The 22,060-nt window shown below is 46.1% G+C and carries 19 protein-coding genes, 3 tRNA genes and 1 pseudogene; 7 read left to right on the forward strand and 16 right to left on the reverse strand.

The features are described 5' to 3' along the window. Nucleotides 1-37: 37 nt before the first annotated feature. The 3 genes from KIH41_RS15835 to KIH41_RS15845 form a co-directional block, all read right to left on the reverse strand. Nucleotides 38-111 (reverse strand) — tRNA-Arg (locus tag KIH41_RS15835). 90 nt (nt 112-201) lie between these two features. After that, nucleotides 202-275: transfer RNA gene (locus KIH41_RS15840), tRNA-Pro, on the reverse strand. Nucleotides 276-325: 50 nt separating this feature from the next. After that, nucleotides 326-398 (reverse strand) — tRNA-Lys (locus KIH41_RS15845). A 222-nt stretch (nt 399-620) separates the two neighbouring features. Between KIH41_RS15845 and KIH41_RS15850 the strand changes: the two genes are divergently transcribed. Beyond that, complete coding sequence (locus KIH41_RS15850) at nt 621-1,238, forward strand: hypothetical protein (RefSeq protein ID WP_246539183.1); 618 nt, start codon at nt 621-623, stop codon at nt 1,236-1,238. On the opposite strand, the gene KIH41_RS15855 is transcribed toward KIH41_RS15850, so the two are convergent. Beyond that, complete coding sequence (locus KIH41_RS15855; protein ID WP_214162998.1) at nt 1,235-1,861, reverse strand: LON peptidase substrate-binding domain-containing protein; 627 nt, start codon at nt 1,859-1,861, stop codon at nt 1,235-1,237. The two genes, KIH41_RS15850 and KIH41_RS15855, sit on opposite strands and share 4 nt — an antisense overlap. 73 nt (nt 1,862-1,934) lie before the next feature. On the opposite strand from KIH41_RS15855, the gene KIH41_RS15860 reads away from it, so the two are divergent. Further along, nucleotides 1,935-2,726, forward strand: coding sequence for a dienelactone hydrolase family protein (locus KIH41_RS15860; protein WP_214162999.1), 792 nt, complete (start codon nt 1,935-1,937; stop codon nt 2,724-2,726). Between the two features lie 66 nt (nt 2,727-2,792). On the opposite strand, the gene KIH41_RS15865 is transcribed toward KIH41_RS15860, so the two are convergent. From KIH41_RS15865 to KIH41_RS15890, 6 genes are all read right to left on the reverse strand, one after another. Further along, nucleotides 2,793-3,476: a hypothetical protein gene (locus KIH41_RS15865; RefSeq protein ID WP_246539185.1), complete on the reverse strand. Its 684-nt coding sequence runs from the start codon at nt 3,474-3,476 to the stop codon at nt 2,793-2,795. Nucleotides 3,477-3,613: 137 nt separating this feature from the next. Then, on the reverse strand, nt 3,614-4,501 hold the full coding sequence (locus tag KIH41_RS15870; protein WP_213944668.1) for a sugar phosphate isomerase/epimerase family protein: 888 nt from the start codon (nt 4,499-4,501) through the stop codon (nt 3,614-3,616). Between the two features lie 11 nt (nt 4,502-4,512). Then, a complete protein-coding gene (locus KIH41_RS15875; RefSeq protein ID WP_214163000.1) occupies nt 4,513-5,073 on the reverse strand; it encodes a gluconate 2-dehydrogenase subunit 3 family protein in 561 nt (186 codons plus the stop codon). Nucleotides 5,074-5,085: 12 nt separating this feature from the next. Further along, the gene (locus tag KIH41_RS15880; RefSeq protein WP_214163001.1) at nt 5,086-6,765 is read right to left on the reverse strand and encodes a GMC oxidoreductase; all 1,680 of its coding nucleotides are present in this window, start codon (nt 6,763-6,765) and stop codon (nt 5,086-5,088) included. Between the two features lie 246 nt (nt 6,766-7,011). After that, complete coding sequence (locus tag KIH41_RS15885) at nt 7,012-7,878, reverse strand: hydroxypyruvate isomerase family protein (protein ID WP_214163002.1); 867 nt, start codon at nt 7,876-7,878, stop codon at nt 7,012-7,014. Next, nucleotides 7,878-9,122 carry a nucleoside permease gene (locus KIH41_RS15890; RefSeq protein WP_213944664.1) on the reverse strand — a complete coding sequence of 415 codons (1,245 nt, stop codon included), beginning with the start codon at nt 9,120-9,122 and terminating at the stop codon, nt 7,878-7,880. The genes KIH41_RS15885 and KIH41_RS15890 overlap by 1 nt, the downstream gene beginning before the upstream one ends. A gap of 350 nt (nt 9,123-9,472) precedes the next feature. Here KIH41_RS15890 and KIH41_RS15895 point away from each other — a divergent pair, with 350 nt between their 5' ends. From KIH41_RS15895 to KIH41_RS15905, 3 genes are all read left to right on the forward strand, one after another. Then, on the forward strand, nt 9,473-10,633 hold the full coding sequence (locus KIH41_RS15895) for a Gfo/Idh/MocA family protein (protein WP_214163003.1): 1,161 nt from the start codon (nt 9,473-9,475) through the stop codon (nt 10,631-10,633). A gap of 148 nt (nt 10,634-10,781) precedes the next feature. Beyond that, nucleotides 10,782-11,210, forward strand: coding sequence for a c-type cytochrome (locus KIH41_RS15900; RefSeq protein ID WP_214163004.1), 429 nt, complete (start codon nt 10,782-10,784; stop codon nt 11,208-11,210). A gap of 1 nt (nt 11,211) precedes the next feature. Continuing rightward, the gene (locus KIH41_RS15905) at nt 11,212-11,940 is read left to right on the forward strand and encodes a 3-keto-disaccharide hydrolase (protein WP_214163005.1); all 729 of its coding nucleotides are present in this window, start codon (nt 11,212-11,214) and stop codon (nt 11,938-11,940) included. A 135-nt stretch (nt 11,941-12,075) separates the two neighbouring features. On the opposite strand, the gene KIH41_RS15910 is transcribed toward KIH41_RS15905, so the two are convergent. The 3 genes and pseudogenes from KIH41_RS15910 to KIH41_RS15920 all read right to left on the reverse strand — a co-directional run bounded on the left by KIH41_RS15910 (nt 12,076) and on the right by KIH41_RS15920 (nt 16,331). After that, nucleotides 12,076-14,301, reverse strand: a complete 2,226-nt coding sequence (locus tag KIH41_RS15910) for an NADP-dependent isocitrate dehydrogenase (RefSeq protein WP_214163006.1) — start codon at nt 14,299-14,301, stop codon at nt 12,076-12,078. A 1,431-nt stretch (nt 14,302-15,732) separates the two neighbouring features. Beyond that, nucleotides 15,733-15,939: pseudogene (locus KIH41_RS15915) on the reverse strand (PIN domain-containing protein); the annotation flags it as partial. A gap of 152 nt (nt 15,940-16,091) precedes the next feature. Continuing rightward, the gene (locus tag KIH41_RS15920; protein WP_213946378.1) at nt 16,092-16,331 is read right to left on the reverse strand and encodes a hypothetical protein; all 240 of its coding nucleotides are present in this window, start codon (nt 16,329-16,331) and stop codon (nt 16,092-16,094) included. Between the two features lie 703 nt (nt 16,332-17,034). Between KIH41_RS15920 and KIH41_RS15925 the strand changes: the two genes are divergently transcribed. Continuing rightward, nucleotides 17,035-17,562 (forward strand): CAP domain-containing protein, encoded by a 528-nt coding sequence (locus tag KIH41_RS15925; RefSeq protein ID WP_214163008.1) that lies wholly within the window; start codon nt 17,035-17,037, stop codon nt 17,560-17,562. Between the two features lie 73 nt (nt 17,563-17,635). Here the strand turns inward: KIH41_RS15925 and KIH41_RS15930 are convergent, their stop codons facing one another. From KIH41_RS15930 to KIH41_RS15940, 3 genes are all read right to left on the reverse strand, one after another. Then, nucleotides 17,636-18,781: an AAA family ATPase gene (locus KIH41_RS15930; RefSeq protein ID WP_214163009.1), complete on the reverse strand. Its 1,146-nt coding sequence runs from the start codon at nt 18,779-18,781 to the stop codon at nt 17,636-17,638. Between the two features lie 343 nt (nt 18,782-19,124). Continuing rightward, nucleotides 19,125-19,733 (reverse strand): Uma2 family endonuclease, encoded by a 609-nt coding sequence (locus tag KIH41_RS15935; RefSeq protein WP_214163010.1) that lies wholly within the window; start codon nt 19,731-19,733, stop codon nt 19,125-19,127. A 523-nt stretch (nt 19,734-20,256) separates the two neighbouring features. Next, nucleotides 20,257-20,430, reverse strand: a complete 174-nt coding sequence (locus tag KIH41_RS15940) for a hypothetical protein (RefSeq protein WP_214163011.1) — start codon at nt 20,428-20,430, stop codon at nt 20,257-20,259. Between the two features lie 402 nt (nt 20,431-20,832). On the opposite strand from KIH41_RS15940, the gene KIH41_RS15945 reads away from it, so the two are divergent. After that, a complete protein-coding gene (locus KIH41_RS15945; RefSeq protein ID WP_213946390.1) occupies nt 20,833-21,405 on the forward strand; it encodes a hypothetical protein in 573 nt (190 codons plus the stop codon). The last annotated feature ends 655 nt before the right edge of the window (nt 21,406-22,060 follow it).

Genomic DNA, 22,060 nt, shown 5'->3' on the forward strand with positions numbered 1-22,060 from the left:
TTCGTACTTCGTCCATCTGACTTCGTACTTCCCAATGTGATCCCGTCAGGACTCGAACCTGAAACCTACTGCTTAGAAGGCAGTTGCTCTATCCAGTTGAGCTACGGGACCTAAGTCAAATTTCCAACCTGCCGTTTGCAGGACTTTTCCCGGACCCTTAACCAGACTAAAGTCCAGCAAGCTTCGGAAAAGGAAATTTTGTCGGGGTGGCAGGATTCGAACCTACGACCTCCTCGTCCCAAACGAGGCGCGATACCGGGCTACGCTACACCCCGAAACTTTAATCCAAACATCGGACTTCTGTCATCCGACATCGGACAAATCGTGATCCCGCTGGGGCTCGAACCCAGGACCCATACATTAAAAGTGTATTGCTCTACCAGCTGAGCTACGGAATCATTTTTTATGCCTTTAAAGCCCTTGCAGCTTTAAATTTTTACGATTTGAGACTTGCTTTTTGCTATATCTTTGTCGTAATTGGACTGCAAATTTAAGCGGACTATTTTAAAATGCCAAACTTACAGCGAATCTTTCTTGCAAAATTATTAATATTTTTGATCACCCTCACACAAAGTATTAATTGTCAAGCCGATACAAATAATCAAAATTTAGCAGATTCTTTGTTTAATTCTCAAAACTACAAAGAAGCTCTTGCAGTCTACGAAAATCTCTACTTTGAACAGCATACCTATTCACCGGCCATGCTCCTGAAGATGGCATTTATCAGCGAAGGAATGGGTGATTTCCCCAAAACCACTTTATACCTCAGCAAATATTACGAATACAATCCTAGCCAAAGGGTAACCTCAAAAATCCGGAACCTTACAGAGCAACCCCAACTCTACGGCTACGAAGTCTCCGATCAGGAGCAGTTTTTCAAGATCCTAATCGACAATAGAATAGAAATCACTTCTTTTCTTACCCTATGCCTGTTGATCTGTTTGATTCTTTATGTGAAAAATAGAGAAAGCGCTTCCAAGCCGGCTTTTTTCATTCCAAGCTTCATTCTAATTGTAATGATTTTCCTCAGCAACAATTTCCTGCAACCTCCCACTAGAGCGATCATCACCGGTAGCCCGACGTTAATCATGGATCAGCCTACCGCAGGCGGAAACCTCATCAGCAAGGTCGATGTGGGACACCGGGTAAGGGTCAACTCCACCAAGGACACTTGGTATGAAATCACCTGGAACGACCGTAAGGCCTATATCAAAACCCAGAACGCCACCAAACTTTAAAAATCCAAAGGATCCAGGTATTTGAAGTGACCATTCATCCGGATTTTCTCCTTCGAATGTTCAAGATCTTTCATGATGGGAATCATTTTCTTGAAATGCTGGGTCAAATACTCCTGCCTTTCAGACTCTTTCTGCATCAAAAGCAGCTCAAACTCCTGCTCCAGCTTCAGCCCAACCACGTGGGCAAAAGTGAAGGAAGTGACCTGAAAGCTTGCCAAATCGGCCTCATACTGCATCAGCCTTAGCATTTCCTTGAGATAAAACAAAAACTGCTGATAGGTCACCGATGTCACCCGGGGGTCGTTTTCCAAGTATTCAACCTCCCCACCTGGGTACAGCCTCCCTTCTTGAGGATTTTCAAAATTCAAAATATGAAAAGGCCGAATTGCCTTGGTCTTGATGTCCATCCGCCCATCTTCATAAGTATGGACGATCTCCTTCAACTCCACCTCGGTACCATACTTGGTTAATTCCTTCAAATATATCCCCACCCCAAAATTGCTCCCCGATTCTTTGCAGTCATTGACCAGCTGCTTATATCTTGGCTCAAAGATGTGAAGATTGAGTTCCTCCCCAGGGAAGGCTACAATTTTTAGGGGAAATAAGGGCAGATAAGCGTCCATATTGAATTAACCCATCTTTCTGGATTTAGTTGTAAATTGGCAAACAGTTTAATTAACAACCAGTTTGAACCCTATGAAAAAACTATTCTTATTCTATGCGGCATTTTTCCTTGCCGCTGTGCTCCACGCCCAAGACAGGGACTTAGAGAGGCTCGAAAATTCCCCCAGACACCATGAGTGGATCAATATGGATCAGGACGGCAGGAACATCCGCGGATTTCTGGTCTACCCAGAAAAATCCGACAATGCCAAATCCATTATCGTCATTCATGAAAACAGGGGGCTTACCGATTGGGTAAGATCAATGGCCGATCAACTGGCCGAAATGGGTTATATCGCCTTGGCCCCAGACCTCCTCTCCGATTTTGACGACAGCAAGAAGTCCACAAGGGATTTTGCCAACCAGGATGACGCCAGAGAGGGAATTTATGCCCTAGACAACCGGCAAGTGATGAAAGACCTTGACACGGCCTTTGAATACCTTAAAACAGTCGATGGTGGCAATGGCGAGGTGTCAGTTATAGGATTCTGCTGGGGAGGCTCCCAGACCTTCAATTATGCCACACACCAATCAGGCATCAGCGAGGCATTGGTCTTCTACGGCACCGGCCCTAAAGATATCGAACAGATAGCAAGAATTGAAGCTCCTGTCTACGGGTTTTACGGAGGCAACGACCAGCGTGTAAACGCCACCATTGAAAACTCCGCTGAGATGATGGAAGAAAAAGGAAAAACCTTCGAGTATGAAATTTACGAGGAAGCCGGACATGCCTACATGCGCAGCGGGGAAGGACCGGAAGCCAGCGAAGGCAACAGGGTAGCCAGAGAAAAGTCTTTGGAAAGGATTAAGGCTATTTTGGAGTAAAAAACCTGCCTGATTCGGCAGAGGCAGGACCGGAGACCAGAGGATGACGTAAAAAAAAGAGGATGATTATGTATCATCCTCTTCTTCTTCCACTTCCACTAAGGTCATGATCTCACCGGGAGACATGTACAATTCCCTTATTTTGTTCCTATAATCTTCAGGGAGACGGTCGTTGCTCAAGATAAAGTTTTTGGTATCTACCAGGTAATTACCCAGTCCGCTGGCGATGGCGTGACTATCGGCGGTTATCTCTGCCTTGGTCACAAAGTTATTGGAAGTCACATACCTGACCCCAAACACAATCATGCCAAACCTGCTTCTATCAATGTAATCCATCACATGGCCCAATTCATGGCCTATCCAGCCCAACAAGACGTTATCAGGCACCTCTTCAATGGGTAACCATTCATCGTCCAATTCAAGTTGTCTACTGATTTTGATCCTGTATTTCCTGTTGGCCTTGCTGTTGAAAAGCAAAGACCCAAATTTGGGCTGGGCCTGCATCACATTGCCTTTGATGTTATCCAAAAGTTCAAAGTGAATTTCCACATCCTCCAATTCAGGATAATGGGCCAGTGCCCTTAGGGTGACTTCTTTTATTTCTTCGGGAATAACCTTGTTCTCGGCCAGCTTTTCTACATCCACTGTATCAACTTTCTTGATTTCATCTGATTTCTTGATTTCAACAGTGTCTGATTTTGACATGGGGATAGCCATTACGGCTTCCATGACGGGGGTTTCGTATTGCATAAAACTGATAACGGAGAAAATAGGTATTATAGTATAAACAACGCCTGCGATCCAATTCATACTAAAAACAACAGCCTGACTCGTAAAAAGTTCAGGCTGTCAAAGATTTAGGTTCTTACTACCAATATTTAGCAACTTTACGCCAACCGGAGATTCCGTAGATATTCGGCATTCTTTTCGGCGCTCCGCATGGGGGTAGAAGCATCATAACGTTCCTGTTCAGCGAAGAAATATTCCAGCCCATTCTCCTTACCCACTCTAAGGATTGAAGAAAAATCTATTGAACCCTCGCCGATATCGGTGGAAGCGTCAGCCTCCCCTTGAGGAGCGTCTTTCATCCGGTCCTTTACGTGGCACAACTTGAACCTGTCGGGATACTTTTCAAAATACACTTTTGGATCAGCACCAGGTGTTTTCACCCAATAAATATCCATTTCATAGTCAACCAAATCCGGATCCGTATTTTCCAACAAATAATCCTGTGGCATCTGTCCTTCAAGTTCCTCAAACGTGTAGCCATGATTGTGGTAGGCAAACCTAACCCCTTCCTCTTTGCACACTTTTCCAATTCTGTTAAACTCATCGGCGAGTCGCTTAAATTCGTCCATGCTTTCCTGCGGACCTACCCACGGACAGATCAGGTATTTCATCCCGATCTCACCGGCCTGCTTGGCCTGCTCCTCCAGATTTTGGAACACATTGGCATGTGAGGCTACAAATTCCATCCCCTGGTCTTCCACGAGCTTTTTAAACTCCGTGTTCTTCATGCCCCAAAAGATTCCTTTGCCACCATCAAATCCTTCCAGATAATGATAACCATAGGATCCAAGTTGGGAAATGGTGTCCTGAACATTGGCAAACATTTCATCCTTCACAGAGTAAAGCTGAATACCAAACCTGTCCAACCCTTCCTCAGAGCGGTCATCACCTACCACCGTGTCAGGTCTTCCGCAAAACTGCAATGGCAAAAATGCTCCTGCTGCCATCAGGGAACTTAACTTAATAAAATCTCGACGGTTGCTCATTGATTATCAAATTATAGTGCAAATGCTTTTTCACCCTTCTTATAGTCCATGCAGCCATCATAGCGGCCAGGAGTCTCCACATACCTTAATGCCTGGGTGGCTCCGATTTCTGAGGTGAAATAACCCAGCACGGTAAGATCCTTTAACATGCTGATGTATTTGGGGCCGCTTTCATTATTCCCGCTTCTCAACTCCTCATTCAATGCGTTGAGAAAGTTTAACCTTTGCTCATGGGAAGCGTCCATAAATTCCACCCCTACCTCAGACTTGAAGTTCTTTTTAATATCATTCAACCCATTGATAAAGGTTTCCTGCTGCTCCTTGTTGTAAGTTTCCCTCACCATCACGGTCATAAATGACCCCACACCAGCTTCTTTGGCCCCAGGCGTATCCGTAGCTGGGATGATGGTCTCGGCTATCTCATCCATGAAGGCTATTTCGCTTTCTGAAAAATCCAGCCCTTCAATTCTGTCCTCGGGCGCACAGCCCGTAAGTATCACATTGGCCCCGATCATGGTTCCACCCATCATCAACACCATGCTCTTCAGTGCTTCTCTTCTATTAATACCCATTTTGATCTGGTTTTAGAGGTTTCTTTTTTTCAATTCCTTCACTGCAAAATCCGCTGCTCTTGCCGTCAACGCCATATAGGTCAGGGAGGGGTTCTGTGCCGCCGCTGAGGTCATACAGGCCCCATCGGTTACAAACACATTCTTGGCCTCCCACACCTGGTTGTTGCCATTCAATACGGATGATTTCGGATCTCTACCCATTCTGGCCGTACCCATCTCGTGAATACCCTGTCCAAAAGTATAGCCCGCATCATATTTGTTGACGTTTCGAAGACCGGCAGCCTCAAGCATTTCAGCGGCGTCATCCATCATGTCCTTCCGCATTTTGATCTCATTATCTTTGAGCTCTGCGTCCATTTCAAGCACTTCCAGACCCCATTTGTCCTTGGTGTCCTTGCTTAGCTTGATGGTGTTTTCATGATAGGGGAGGATCTCCCCAAAGGCGGTAATCCCCATACTCCACGGTCCCGGCTCACTTAAAGCCTCCTTAAGCGGCGCCCCAAAATTCAACTCGGCAATCTCACGGCTCCAGCCACTTCTGCTGGCCGCCCCCTGGTAGCCAAAGCCCCTCAGGTAATCCCGCTTGTCACCGTCAATATTTTGGAATCTTGGAATGTAGATCCCATTAGGCCTACGGCCAAAATAATACTTGTCATCATAACCGTCCACGATCCCGTTGGCTCCCGCCCGGAAATGGTGATCCATCACATTGTGGCCCAGCTCTCCAGAACTGCTTCCCAATCCCTCATCCCACACATCCGTGGCGCTTCTCATGAGGATAGCGGTGGAATTGAATGCCGAAGCGCAAAGGAAAATAATCTTAGCCTTGTATTCGTAAGTTTGGTTGTTTTCAGCATCCAAAACCTCCACACCTGTGGCCTTTTGGGCATCCTTGTCGTAAAGCAGCTTGGTCACAATAGACCATGGCCTCAAGGTCAGGTTGCCGGTCTTCATCGCTGCCGGCAACGTCGAGGACTGTGTACTGAAATAGCCTCCAAATGGACAGCCCAACCAACATTTATTTCTGTATTGACAATTGGTTCTTCCTTCCAAAGGCTGGGTGATGTTGGCCACCCTACCCATGGTGATCAACCTTTTGCCGTTAAAGTGGTTTTTTACCCTTTCTGCTACATCCTTTTCCACGCAATTCATCTCCATGGCGGGCTGGAACTCACCGTCAGGCAAAATATCCAAGCCATCCCTGCTTCCGGAAATCCCGGCAAACTTTTCCACATGGCTATACCACGGCGCCAGGTCCTTATATCGGATCGGCCAATCCACGGCTATCCCTTCTTTAGCGTTGGCTTCAAAGTCTATATCCCCCAAGCGGTAGCTTTGGCGGCCCCACAGCAAGGAACGTCCCCCCACCTGGTATCCTCGAAACCAGTTGAAAGGCTTTTTCTCCACATAAGGCGACTCCGATTCCTGCGCCCACCAGTCAACATTCAACTCATTCAGCACATAATCCCTTCTTAGCACAGGATGGTTTTCGATCATCTCTATAGATCTACGGCCTCTGTAATTGGTCTCCCAAGGCGCCTGAGTCGCGGTTTTGTAATCCTTTACATGTTCCACATTCTGGCCTCTTTCCAGCATCAATACCTTCAGACCTTTTTCCGTCAATTCTTTTGCAGCCCATCCTCCACTGATTCCGGACCCTACGACAATTGCATCGTATTCTTGATTTGCCATAATATTTTTAGAAATCTTATATCTAGTTATTTATTTTTCTCTCTCTTCTGTCTCCCGCCGCCCTGTCTTTTACTCCTGACATCGGTATCAGGCCCTAAATTTACTTGACACTTTTTTCTCAAACTTTTATATTTTTCTCCGCGAAGTGGCCTTTCCCGATCCGCTTCGCTACTCGGGACAAGTTGTGAAACTTCGTGAAAACTTGGTGGCCTTTGTGGTCCATTTACGGTCATCCAACATCCCTCATCATACATCACATATTTCAACCGCCTCCTTCAAAGACTCCCTCCTATTCTCCCGGGTAATGATAAACTCCTGCGCCACATACCCTTCAAAACCGGTTTCCACTATCGCTTTCATAATAGCGCGGTAATTAAGTTCCTGGGTTTCATTTATCTCATTTCTCCCGGGATTGCCGGCCGTGTGGTAGTGACCGAAATATTGATGATTGTCCTGAATCGTACGGATCACATCACCCTCATTTATCTGCATGTGGTAAATGTCATACAAAAGCTTGAAGTTATCAGAATCCAGTCTTTTGGCCAACTCCACCCCCCAGGGCGAGTTGTCGGCCATGTAACCTGGATGGTCCACTTTGCTGTTGAGAAGCTCCATCTGGAGCACCACGCCATGTTTTTCGGCCAGGGGCAGCAATTTTTCCAGCCCTTTCACCGAGTTCTCCAGCCCCTCTTCATCGGCGATTCCGTCCCGATTGCCAGAAAAGCAGATCAGGTTTTTAAACCCGGCCTTGGAGACCAGGGGAATCATTTCTTGGTAGTTTTTCCAAAGTTGGGAGTGGTAATCGGTATTGTTGAAGCCTTGGACCAAATTGATTTCGGCGCCATTGCACATGGAGCTGTCCACGCCTTTTTCCTGCAGCACCGGCCAGTCGGCAGGGCCAACTAAATCGATTGCGTTGAAACCCAAAGATTTTACCAAATCGCAGAAATCAGCTATGGGCAGGTCATTCATCACCCAGCGGCATACCGAATGGTTGATGTTTCCCCGAAGTGATGCCGAGCCCTCCTGTCCAAATACCTTGCCCCCAAGGGGCAAAGCACCCATTAGAGCTGTTCCCGCAAGCTTTTTCAACATTGTTCTCCTAGAATCCATCAGGCCACCTTTTCCAATACTTCCTCTTTCACTATCTTTTCCTCTTTAAACAGCACCAAGAAAAGTAATGTCACCACTACCGCGATTCCAGAAGGAATCAGCCAGATGGTTTGCCAATCCTTGGTCTGATCTGCATTTACAAAATGGTCGGTAACCAAACCGGCTACCCAGAAACCGATCAGCATCCCCACCCCGTAGGTGGCCAGGGTGATCATCCCCTGGGCCGCACTTTTATAGCGCTCGCCGGCCTTGGAATCTGTATAGATCTGGCCTGACACAAAAAAGAAATCATAACAAATGCCGTGAAGCGCAATCCCGATCAGCAACATGTAGGCACCGGATCCCGCATCCCCAAAGGCAAACAAGGCATACCTCACCACCCAGGCAACCATTCCCACCAGGAGGGTTTTCTTGAAACCGTACTTAGTGAAAAAAACGGGAAGCAGCAACAGGAAGAGTGCCTCGGAAATCTGGCCTATGGTCATCTTTCCGGTAGGATTTGGCATTCCCACATCAATTAGAAACGGATTGGCATTTTGGTAATAAAACGCCAATGGAATACATATCAGGATAGATGAAATGAAAAATATGAGAAAATTACGGTTTTTTAACAGGCGCAAGGCATCCAAACCCAACACATCTGAAATCCGAAGTTTCTCCCCCTTAGGGATTTTCGGAGGGGTTTTGGGCAGGGTAAAACTATAAAAGCCCAAAACGGCAGAAGCTATTCCGGAGAGCATAAAAGTATTCCTTAGAAGACCGTCCTGCAGTCCCGCAGTGCTGTCCCAGGCGAAATAACTGATAAGCCAACCGGCTATAATCCATCCTATGGTACCCCATACACGGATGACCGCAAATTCCTTGGTAGGGTCTTTCATTTGGTTGAAGGACACGGAATTGACAAGAGCCAAAGTGGGCATATAGGCCACCATGTAAGCGAAAACGTAAGGATAGAATTCGGCAAAATTATCTGCCCTGAACATCAAAAACATCAGAGCCGCCCCGATAAGGTGCAACACCCCGAGTATGCGTTCTGCGTTGAAGTATTTATCCGCAATCAGCCCAATGATAAAAGGGGCTATGATGGCACCGAATGACTGGGTGGAAAAAGCCGCGGCAGTCTGTGTGCCAGAGGCTTGCAAATTTTGAGGCAAAAAGGCCCCCAAGGTCACGAACCATCCTCCCCAGATGAAAAATTCCAGGAACATCATGAAGGATAATCGAGCTTTGGTTTCGATTTTCATAAATAATAAAGGTTATAATAGGCTGTATTAATCAGGCAAACCCAATTAATTTTTAACATTAATCACTTAAATTAGTAAATCCAAATGAAAAAGTAATTAAGCCAATCTTGAATAATTCATCCTTACCACTCATATAATTAATAGTGGCTCTACAATTTAATGAATTTGGCACAACCTTTAAGAGGCTGAATAAAACTTTTTCATCAGAATTTTTCACCAAACAAAAACAGCACATCTATGCACATCCAACATATTATTGGCACATCACCCGTAGATTGTAAATTATACGCTTATCTAAACTAACATCGGACATCCGACATCGGACATCCGACATCAAACCAAACAAACCTATGAGCAAAAGAAAGTTAAAAATGGGAATGATCGGGGGCGGACCCGGAAGTTTCATCGGCGCGATTCACCGCATTGCTGCCAATATGGACGGCCAGATTGAGCTGGTGGCCGGGGCATTCAGCAGTGATCCGGCCAAAAGCAAGCAGGCCGGAGAGGAGCTTTTTCTGGACGCCGACCGCGTCTACAATTCCTATGATGAGATGTTCGAAAAGGAAAAAGCCTTACCTGAGGGCGAAAGGATTGACTTTGTGAGCATCGTCACCCCAAACCACGTGCATTTTGACCCTGCCATGAAAGCATTGGACCACGGCTTCCATTTGGTCTTGGACAAACCCATGACATTGACACTGGATGAGGCCAAGCAGCTTCATGCGAAAGTCAAGGAGAGCGGAAAGCTATTCTGCCTTACCCACACCTACACCGGTTACCCCATGGTCAAGGAAGCCAAGCAGCTAATAGCCAAAGGCGAGCTGGGACGGATTAGACAAGTGTATGTGGAGTATCCGCAGGGCTGGCTGGCAGAAATGCTGGAAAGCGAAAACAACAAACAGGCCTCTTGGCGGACAGACCCTTCCAAGAGCGGAAAAGCAGGGGCCATGGGCGACATTGGAACCCACGCCTTCAATCTGGCGGAATACATCACAGGTTTGAAAATCACCAAACTCTGTGCTGACATCAACATACAGGTGGAAGGCAGAAAGCTGGATGATGACGGCAACGTATTGCTCAAATTCGACAACGGCGCCTCAGGAGTTTTGATCGCCACACAGACGGCCACGGGTGCCGAAAACAACATCAGCATCAAGGTATACGGGGAAAAAGGCGGTCTGGAATGGCAGCAGGAAGATGCCAACAGCCTGGTGATCCGCAACCACAACAAACCTGACCACATTCTGAGGGCGGGGACTCCCTACCTTCATGATTATGCACAAGCCAACACCAGGACGCCAGCCGGCCACCCGGAAGGCTATTTGGAGGCTTTTGCCAACCTCTACCGCAACTTTGCCCGAACCCTGCATGCCCAAATGAACGGACAGCAGGCAGAAGAGGCATGGAAAGACTTCCCGGGAGCTGAAGATGGCTTGAGGGGCATGGCATTTGTACACCATGTGATAGAAAGTGGTAAATCCGACCAGAAGTGGACTGATTTCACCGTTTAAAAAACCATAACCACGAGCATCCCCTCCGGTTATGGAATATTATTTTATATTCTTAAATTGTATCAACAGATTTCGGACCCCGGTCCCGTCTCCCGTCTTTCGGTCTTCGGTCCCCGGTCTTCCGTCTAAAACCTTTTAACCTAAAAACATGAAACTACTCAAACCTTCCACCTTCGGTATCATGGCTCTTGCAGCGGTGATGTACGCCTGTGGTGATGGCGGCGGGGACAGTGCCCGCAAGGAAACCACTTCCTCCATCCCCCAAAACGAACCCAAAAAAGCGGCCTCTTTTGAAGAGCAACACGGGGAAAACCCAGACTATGTGAAGGGCCTAGCCCTGATCAAGGACTCCGACTGCCCGAGCTGCCACATGGCAGAACGCAAAATCGTAGGCCCTTCATATGCCGAAGTAGCGGAGCGCTATGAAAACAATGAAGAAAATGTAAATCTGCTTGCCTCCCGCGTGATCAAAGGGGCGGTAGGAGAATGGGGGGATGTACCTATGCCTGCCCACCCTGGCCTATCCGAAGAGGATGCCCGACAAATGATCAAATATGTATTATTATTGAGAAGATAAGATGAAAAAGACATTATTATGCCTCACCTTGGCCGGCGCACTTTCCGCATGTGACACTGGTGAGCGAAATACAGAAACAACCGATACCACCGCCACTGAAACCAACGATATGGACCAAGATTCCCAATGGATCAGCCTTTTTGACGGGCAAACCCTAAACGGATGGACAACTTACGGTAAAAATACCGTGGGCGCTGCCTGGAAAGTGCAGGATGGTGTATTGTTCTTCGACTCCTCGGAAGAGGAAGGGGGCGATATAGTCACAGATGAGGTGTTTGACAACTTCCACCTCGAACTGGAGTGGAAAATCTCCAAAGACGGCAACAGCGGCATCATGTTCTATGTGCAGGAATCAGACGAATACAGATATCCTTGGCAGACAGGTCCGGAGATGCAAATCCTGGACAACGACGGCCACCCTGATGCTAAAATCAGAACACACCGTGCGGGTGATCTGTATGACTTGATCGAGTCGAGCGAAGAAACCGTAAAGCCAGTAGGCGAGTGGAACAAAGCCGAAATCATCTCCAACAACGGTCAATTGGACTTCTACCTCAACGGTGTAAACACCGTATCCACCACCATGTGGGATGAGCAGTGGGACGAAATGGTAGCCAACAGCAAGTTTAAGGACATGCCGGGCTTTGGCCGCTACCAAGAAGGCAAAATCGCCCTGCAGGATCATGATGATGATGTGTGGTTCAGAAATATCAGAATCAAAAGACTTTAACTATTGTACTATGAACTAGGTACTATGTACTAAGTAAAAAAACTAGAGCCCTACTTAGTACATAGTACTTTGTACCTAGTACAACAAAAAAGCCTCCCTATTCCTAGGAAGGCTTTTTTATTAGAGCTTCAATCCTTAAATCTCCGCCAAAATCGCATTAAGCGTCTCACTTGGCCTCATGGCCTTGCTGGTTTTTTCCTCATCTGGCTTGTAGTAACCTCCGATGTCAACAGGGCTTCCCTGGGCATCGTTTAGCTCCTGAACAATTTTCTCCTCATTATCCTGAAGCTGCTTGGCTACTTTGCCAAACACATCTTTCAAAGCGGCATCCTTATCCTGGTTTGCCAAAGCTTCAGCCCAGTACATGGCCAGATAGAAATGGCTTCCACGGTTATCCAGTTCCTTCACCTTTCTGGAAGGAGACTTGCCGTTTTCAAGGAATTTCCCTGTGGCCTTATCCAAGGTTTCTCCCAACACGATCGCTCGCTCATTCGAGAAAGTGTTGCCCAAGTGCTCTAGGGAGACGGCCAAAGCCAAAAACTCACCCAAAGAATCCCATCTCAGGTGGCCTTCTTCCACAAACTGCTGCACGTGCTTAGGTGCAGATCCACCGGCACCCGTTTCAAACAGCCCACCGCCATTCATCAAAGGCACAATGGAAAGCATTTTGGCACTGGTACCCAATTCCAAAATAGGAAAAAGGTCCGTCAAATAATCTCTCAACACGTTTCCGGTTACCGAGATGGTGTCCTTTCCTTCTTTTGTCCTTTGCAGGGTATATTGAGTGGCCTCTTTCGGAGACATGATCAGCAATTCAAGGCCTTCCGTATCGTGGTTAGGCAAGTAGTTTTTCACCTTGGCGATCAACTGGGCATCATGGGCTCTGTTTTCGTCCAACCAGAAAACTGCAGGTACTCCTGTTGCTTTGGCACGGTTGACGGCAAGCTTCACCCAATCCTGTATCGGGGCATCCTTAGTCTGGCACATTCTCCAGATATCGCCTTTCTCCACAGGGTGTTCAAAAATCACCTCGCCCGCCGAGTTGATTACTTTGACATTCCCGTTAGCCGGGATTTCAAAAGTCTTGTCGTGGGAACCGTATTCCTCGGCTTTTTGGGCCATAAGGCCTACGTTAGGCACGCTGCCCATGGTGCGCGGGTCAAAGGCTCCATTTTTCTTGCAGAAATCGATAGTCTCCTGATACACACCGGCGTAAGACCTGTCCGGGATTATAGCTACGGTATCCTGCAACTCGTTATTCTTGTTCCACATCTGGCCGGAAGTCCTGATCATTGCGGGCATGGAGGCGTCAATAATCACGTCGCTTGGCACGTGAAGGTTGGTGATACCCTTGTCGGAATTCACCATAGCCAAATCAGGGCAGTGGGTATAGCAGCCTTCAATATCTTCCTCAATTTCGCTGCGCTTCTCTGCCGGCAATTTTTCCAAGGCGCTTAATAGGTCACCGAAACCGTTTCGGACATTCACTCCAAGCTCACGCAGGGTCCCTTCATGCTTCTCGAATACCGGAGCAAAAAACACGCTTACCGCATGCCCAAAGATGATTGGGTCGGATACCTTCATCATGGTAGCCTTCATATGAAGGGAAAACAGAATGTTTTCCTTTTTGGCGACTTCTTTTTGCTCGGCAAGGAATTTCCTCAAGGCACCCACACTCATCACCGCAGCGTCAATCACTTCACCTTCCTGTAGGGAAAGCTTGTCTTTCAACACTTCATTCTCACCGATACTGGTTTCCAACACAATTTTCACCACATCGGCTTTGGCCATGGTGTGTGATTTTTCACTTCCGTAGAAGTCTCCATCCGTCATGCTGGCCACATGGGATTTGGAATCAGCGCTCCACTTACCCATGCTGTGGGGGTTGTTTCGGGCAAACTGCTTGACCGCCTGGGGAGCCCTCCTATCCGAGTTGCCCTCCCTCAAGACCGGGTTTACGGCTGAGCCTTTGATTTTATCGTATTTCGCTTTGATTTCTTTCTCCTCCCCGTTTTTTGGCTCATCAGGGTAGTTAGGCAGCTTGTAGCCCTTCTCCTGAAGTTCCTTGATGGCGGCCTTCAGTTGGGGCACAGAGGCACTGATGTTGGGAAGCTTGACGATATTGGCCTCCGGGGTTTTGGCTATTTCGCCAAGTTCTGCCAGGGCATCACCGATCTGCTGGTCTGCGGAAAGGAATTCCGGGAAGTTGGCGATGATCCTGCCTGACAGGGAGATGTCGCGGGTTTCCACGGCTACTTCGGCAGAGTTGGTAAAAGCCTTGATGATAGGCAGAAGGCTGTAGGTGGCCAATGCCGGCGCCTCATCGGTGAGGGTATAAAGAATCTTTGCTGTTTTTGTCATGTGTACTATGTTTTGCCTTTCGGAAAAGGAGAGGCATAAAGATGAATCGGTTTAGGCGATCATGGTCAAAAAGCATCCGCAGGACCCGACCAAAAATCCGGGCTAAATTAAGGAAAATATCGGGGAAATATAAATATGGCCGTTAAAGAGTGGTTTTAAAAAATGGGTTCGCGGTGTTTAAGGCTTATGGCTCCTGCGGAGCGTTTATGGTTTATGAATCAGGATCAACCTTAAACCATAAGCCTTAAACTTCAAACCTTAAACCATAAGCCTCATTCGCGGTGTTTAAAGCTTATGGCTCCTGCGGAGCGTTTATGGTTTATAACATCGTCAAACCATAAGCCTTAAACTTCAAACCATAAACCATAAGCCTCATTCGCGGTGTTTAAAGCTTATGGCTCCTGCGGAGCGTTTATGGTTTATGACATCATCAAACCATAAGCCTTAAACTTCAAACCTTAAACCATAAACCTCATTCGCAGTGTTTAAAGTTTATGGCTCCTGCGGAGCGTTTAGGGTTTATGGCATCGTCAAACCATAAGCCTTAAACTTCAAACCTTAAACCATAAACCTCATTCGCGGTGTTTAAAGTTTATGGCTCCTGCGGAGCGTTTATGGTTTATGACATCGTCAAACCATAAGCCTTAAACTTCAAACCATAAACCATAAGCCTCATTCGCGGTGTTTAAAGCTTATGGCTCCTGCGGAGCGTTTATGGTTTATGACATCGTCAAACCATAAGCCTTAAACTTCAAACCATAAACCATAAGCCTCATTCGCGGTGTTTAAAGCTTATGGCTCCTGCGGAGCGTTTATGGTTTATGACATCGTCAAACCATAAGCCTTAAACTTCAAACCATAAACCATAAGCCTCATTCGCGGTGTTTAAAGCTTATGGCTCCTGCGGAGCGTTTATGGTTTATGACATCGTCAAACCATAAGCCTTAAACTTCAAACCATAAACCATAAGCCTCATTCGCGGTGTTTAAAGCTTATGGCTCCTGCGGAGCGTTTATGGTTTATGACATCATCAAACCATAAGCCTTAAACTTCAAACCTTAAACCATAAACCTCATTCGCAGTGTTTAAAGTTTATGGCTCCTGCGGAGCGTTTAGGGTTTATGGCATCGTCAAACCATAAGCCTTAAACTTCAAACCTTAAACCATAAACCTCATTCGCGGTGTTTAAAGTTTATGGCTCCTGCGGAGCGTTTATGGTTTATGACATCGTCAAACCATAAGCCTTAAACTTCAAACCATAAACCATAAGCCTCATTCGCGGTGTTTAAAGCTTATGGCTCCTGCGGAGCGTTTATGGTTTATGACATCGGTTCTCGGGGTTTATGGCTTATGGCTCCTGCGGAGCGTTTAGGGTTTATGACACGGATCAAACCATAAGCCTTAATCCTTAAACCATAAACCATTGCTGGGTTATAAAGGATTAATAATATTCAAATTACTAATCCTCTCAAAATCCTTCACATTAGCAGTAATTAAAGCCCCGCCCGCCAGAAGAGCTGTGGCTGCAATAATTGAATCACCTAATGTAATTCTTTGTTGCTGCCTTAACTTAATGGCTTCAAATGCAACATTTTGGGATAGTGGAATAATTTGAATTTGGGAAAACAGCATTTCAAAAGCAGATTTTTCGGCATGGTTTAATTTATATTAACCGAGAACTTCTATCTTGCTTATAATTGAACAACTTAAAACTTTGCCTTTTAAAAAATCCCTTACCCCCTGAAATTCGGGATGCAAACAATAAATAATAATATTACTATCGAGCAATATCATTGGCCGCGAAAAGGTTGCTTTCGATCTTTCCTAATTTTGCGTTGCCAACTCACCGGATCCTGAATAGTAGATTTCTCTAACTCTTTAGACAATTTATTCATAAGATCAACAATTTTATCATTTTCAGGAGAGGGGTAATGTTCCAATTTCACAACCGCATCCTCATCTTTCACTAAAGATAAAATCTTCTCAATCAATATTTTGTCCTCTGTCGATATAGTTATTCTATGTTCCATAACTTTTGGGGAATTCCCATTCAATATAACTAAATTTCATCAATTCTAGTTGTCTGCTGCAGAACAATCTGATAGAAGAGCAAGGCATATCGCTTTGCGTACCAGTGATACGGTGTTTAAAGCTTATGGCTCCTACGGAAAGTTTATGGTTTATGAAATGGATTATCGGGGTTTATGGCTTATGGCTCCTGCGGAGCGTTTATGGTTTATGACATCGTCAATCCATAAGCCTTAAACTTCAAACCTTAAACCATAAGCCTCATTCGCGGTGTTTAAAGCTTATGGCTCCTACGGAAAGTTTATGGTTTATGAAATGGATTATCGGGGTTTATGGCTTATGGCTCCTGCGGAGCGTTTATGGTTTAAGAAATGGGTTTGCGGTGTTTGAGGCTTATGGCTCCTGCGGAGCGTTTATGGTTTATGACATCGTCAATCCATAAGCCTTCAACTTCAAACCTTAATCCATAAGCCTCATTCGCGGTGTTTAATGCTTATGGCTCCTGCAGAGCGTTTATGGTTTATGACATCGTCAATCCATAAGCCTTCAACTTCAAACCTTAATCCATAAGCCTCATTCGCGGTGTTTAATGCTTATGGCTCCTGCAGAGCGTTTATGGTTTATGACATCGTCAAACCATAAGCCTTAAACTTCAAACCATAAACCATAAGCCCACGTTAACAAAAGAAAGTCAAACTTCACCAAATGCATTACTCCTTTATATTGTCCCTGTTGCTCGTTTTTTCTCAGGCATGGACTTCTCCTACTTCGCCGACTGCCGAGGAAAAGACACTATACGAGATCATCAACGATTACCGACAGACCCGAAACCTTCCACCGGTCGCCTACTCAGAAAAACTGAGCAAGGTAGCCCAGGCACACGCCAGGGATCTTCAAGAAAACTACAAGCGAAGCAACCGCTGCAACATGCACAGCTGGTCCAAGAAAGGGGACTGGAAAGGCTGCTGCTATACCGACAACCACAAAAACCCCGAATGCATGTGGGACAAGCCCAAGGAGATCGCCGGCTATGAAAGCCCCGGCTACGAGATCGCCTACTGGCACTCCACCAAAGCCCAACCCGACCATGCCCTGGAAGTGTGGATCAAAAGCCTCGGCCACCACTCCGTCCTGGCCAACCTCGGCCCCTTCAAAGACGCCGACTGGAAAGCCATGGGAGTTGGCATATACAAGGAATATGCGGTTGTGTGGTTTGGGGAAATGGAGGAGTGAAATGGAAAATGAAGAATGAGGAATTAGGAATGATGAATTGGGCACACAAGGTTCAATTCCTAATTTTGAATTCTTAATTCTTAATTCTTAACCCCCTCACCTGCATCCACCTCTCAAAAAACACGTCATACACCTCATAATAAGGCTCCCCTTCCGGTCCATATTCCTTGAAGATCATCTCCTTGTCCAGCAGGGCATCAAGTGATTTGAAAACGGTGGCTGGGCTGCCTAGGTGATTGGAAGACACGAAAGCCTTTGATGTAGGGGCATAGACTGTCCCGGTGCGGGCAATGGCTGAAAGCAGTTTCCACTGTTGGGGGCTGAGCAGGGTGCGGTAATGAATGAAGAACGCCTCCTGCTCCTGAAGTATCTCATCAGCGCAAGACTGCCAATTTTCCCGCACATATTTCTTAATTGGTTTTTGATAAAGCCTGTTGCATAAGAGTTGCACATAGTAAGTATGACATTTGGCCCATTCCAAAATCTCATCCACCAAAGCCTCCTCTATTGTCTTGCCTCCTTTTTTGAAATGCCTCACCACGAATTCCCGATAATCATCCTGTCCTATCTTGCCGATCTTCAGGGGGGAAGCACTTCTGAAAAATGGCCTTGAAGGATCGCTGAACAGTTCATTCAGGATTGACTGCCGGCTTCCCGAAAACAAGAAATAGACATTCTGCAAACGCTGAATGACCGTCCTTAGCCAGGCATCCGTATTCTTTTCCGGGTAATGCGCAATCTGCTGAAATTCATCAATGGCCACTACAGTGGGTTGTTCGAGTTGGGCCAAAAACTCCAGGATATTCTTAATCGGTTTCTCGACATGGGCACTATGGATGCTTACTTGCGGGATACCGCTGAGTTGGTCAAAGCTGATGGTGGGATGCAGGCTTTTCATAAAGTCCCAAACCCTTTTCCCGACCTTGCTTTTCTCGGGAAACCCCTGCAGCAGGGCCGCCCCCAGGGCATTAAGCAGTTGCTGCTCATTTTCTGTGGAAAGGATATCCAAATAGATAAAGCCCCAATTCTTGGGCAACATTTGCCGGACATGGTGGATGAGAGCCGTTTTACCCAACCTTCTATTGCCCATCAACAGACAGGACTGCCCATTCTGCAACAGTTGGCTGATTTTATTGCTCTCCTCCTCCCGGTCGCAAAAATACTCCGGACCATAATACCCCGTGGTGGGAAACGGATTGGCTGGTATCTTAAACTTCATACCCAAATTTACAAAAAGTAATTTATAAAAAGTAATTTACTAAAGGTAAATTACAAAAGGTGAATTGAAGTACGAAGGACGAAGGACGAAGGACGAGGTAGGAAGGAACTCTCAGGACAGCCACGTTTGGTTAATAATAAATTTTGAATGATGAATGATGAATGAATGTATTCTCAGTACACTGATGCCCCAACCGAAGAGCGCAGCTCGAGGGAGGGCCACGAGAGTAAAGACGGCGAATTGCCTCAGCCGGGCAAAATGGCTGCTAACCCACCTCTGATGCTGGGAGTACTTTGTACTTGGTACTTTGTACTTTTTACCTGGTACTTGGTACCCAAAAACTCTACTCAAGCACCTTAAATAAACCCTCCACATCCAGCTCAAAACCCTCTACCACTGTGGAATTCACAATATCACCAGCGACAAAAAGCCGGGAAGCGACATAATCCCGGTCCCTTAAAGTATAAACCAACAAGGTCTGTTCCTCGGGATGGACGACCCAATATTCCCGCACACCACTTTCCAGGTAAACATCATATTTGAATTTCAGGTCTTTTTGGTTGCCACCGGGAGAGAGGATCTCCACGACCAGGTCAGGCGCACCCACACATCCCGCATCGTCCAACTTAGACAGGTCGCAAACGACGCAGATATCCGGCTGGACCACTGTAAATATATCTTTATCCTCTTTTGAACGGCCTGGCAGCCTTACGTCAAACGGAGCTCCATACACTTTACAGGAGGACTTTTCCAAAAAGGCATATAACCATGTGCTCAGCCTCAACGATAATTCCTGATGTTTTCGGCTCGGGGCCGCAGTATTTCTAAAAACCTTGCCCTTGATAATTTCCACCATCTCCTCAATCTCCCAAGAGAGGTAATCCGCATAAGAATACCTGCCATACTCGCTAAAAGGTTCTTCCAGCCTGTCTTTAGTATCATCGGTTTTCATATTTCAATTTAACCAATTAAAAACTGCAATTCAAGCACGAAATTAAAAGTACGAAGGAATTTCAGACCAGTTACCACTGACACCTTTGCCCCCTACCCCAACTTTGAAGCCATGTTAATTACACGGGTCAGCCCCGCGATCTGCCCGCCGTGGCGGGAATGATGATGTTTTAGGCGTACTGACACACCCTCCGAAGAGCGCAGCTCGAGGGAGGGCCACGAGAGTAAAGACGGTGAATTGCCTCAGCCGGGCCAATTGGCTGCTAGCCAACATCTGATGCTTGAATACTTGGTACATGGTACCGGCTTCGCTGCCCCTCTACGCCCCCCCCGACTGCCCTAAGGCAGGCGTCATCCGTGTCACGTCCTAAATACTTGACACTTTTTTCTCAAACTTTTAAATTTTTCTCCGCGAAGTGGCCTTTCCCGATCCGCTACGCTACTCGGGACAAGTAGTGAAACTTCGTGAAAACTTGGTGGCCTTTGTGGCCCATTTACAGCGTCTTCGTTGTTCGGTCTTCCGTCTAAATTATTCCGGCTTCCCGTTGGCGCTTTAGCCTGGATTGCCGAAATATTTCTTTACCCTCCTCAGAATAACAGTCCATTTCTTCCAGTGGAACATAGGGTATATGCTGGTCTTCCCATAGAATGGATAGATTGCGGATATCCCTGTCCAGCTCCTTGTCTGTGATTTCCAACTACAACCCCCGTAACTTTTCCATAAGGGAGCAGTTTGCCCTTAAATACGGGGTACCAAAAACCAAAATTAGGTGTTTTAAAAATATTTTATTAGTTTGCCACGGCAATAACACTATTTAACCTACAAAATTTATTATTCTGAGACTTTTAACTTGCTTATATTTGATTTTAACCAGCCGGCATCATATTTATTTTTCCGAAAGGGGGCATTTCTTTCAGCCTTCGCCTAGGAAAAATTGGCAATTGAACTCTTACCATACCTTTGACTATACGCTACTCCTGTATTTTATACAGTGGACTTCCTTTTGGGGACTGCCTATGACGGAATAGACCGCTGCGGAAAACTACTTTAATTATTTTATACCAAAACCCTTAATTTATTTTACACCAAAACCCTTTTTATGATGAAAAATTTACGATTGTTATTTATGGCAACGGCCTTACTTGCATTTTTCTCCTGTTCAAATGATGAAGAATGGAACCAGCCTGAAGAATTTATGGGTACCTGGAATTTAGAGGAGATGAATTATACAGCCGTTTCCTCTGTAAGCGCTTATGGTGAAACAAGCACGACAACTACCGTAGGAGAAGGAAGAGACCTGGATGTCATCATCGAGTTTCAACAAAACCCCAATGGCTACCACACCAGCGGCAGCTATATTATAGACATGAAAGTAGATTACGGGGGTATGGATGATGTCTTTGATTCGGATTTTTTTGGTATCGATAGGGAAGAAATGTTTCCCAGTGAGGTTTCTTACAGGCTTGAAGGCTTTATGCAGTCTGGAGACTGGGAAATTGTAGGCGACAACGTGATCAGGGTGCATGCAGAGGGATCAGAACCTTCAGAAGCCATTATCCGGGAAATCACCGATCGCATTCTGATCATGGATTTTGATCATATAACGGAAACCAACCAAGGGGAAATGAAAACTACCAATGAAATCCAGGGGACCTATACCTTTGTGAGGTAATAAACCAATTTCATTATTAAAAAATAACAGCCACTAATGCCTGGTTTCATCAGTGCATTAGTGGCTATTTCAAGTCAAAACCATGCTAACTACTCCTCGGTTAATCAAGTGCAGACTTATGTGCCACCCAGCCAAAATACGCTAAACGCCATTTCCCGCACCCTCATTTGCCAGGCTAAAAAATTGGATCAATATTTGGTACATGTTTACTGGTAATTAAACCCTATTTTCCTTTCCGAAATCACCACTCGGTCTTTCGGCTTTTTCACTCTCCTCGTTAGCCGGACACTTACCCTGTCACTGCCCATATCCCATTTATGGCTTACTTGAGTTTTAGCTAAGGCAGCTAGGACCCAATGCCTACATTGAAGCAAATCCGCGGTTAACCCACTCCGTATCCACTCCGATCCCACTCGGGACCCACTCCGTACCCTCTCCGTATTTTGACAGGGTGGCTTGGGAGTCTATGCGGGGTAGAGTCTGGGTGCTAACGGACTGGTTGTAAATAAAATATGACCAAATGTTTGCTTTGTATTGCAGCAATAATTAATTTAATACCACATTGATATGGAAATGACCTAGCCTTGGTATTTATCGAGGTTATGTAGTGGGGACCGGAAGCCGATTTTGAGTATTCAGCGGCTTCTCTGGCTCA

Origin of the sequence: Litoribacter ruber (genome assembly GCF_018500185.1) — a bacterium.
Taxonomy (GTDB): domain Bacteria; phylum Bacteroidota; class Bacteroidia; order Cytophagales; family Cyclobacteriaceae; genus Litoribacter; species Litoribacter ruber.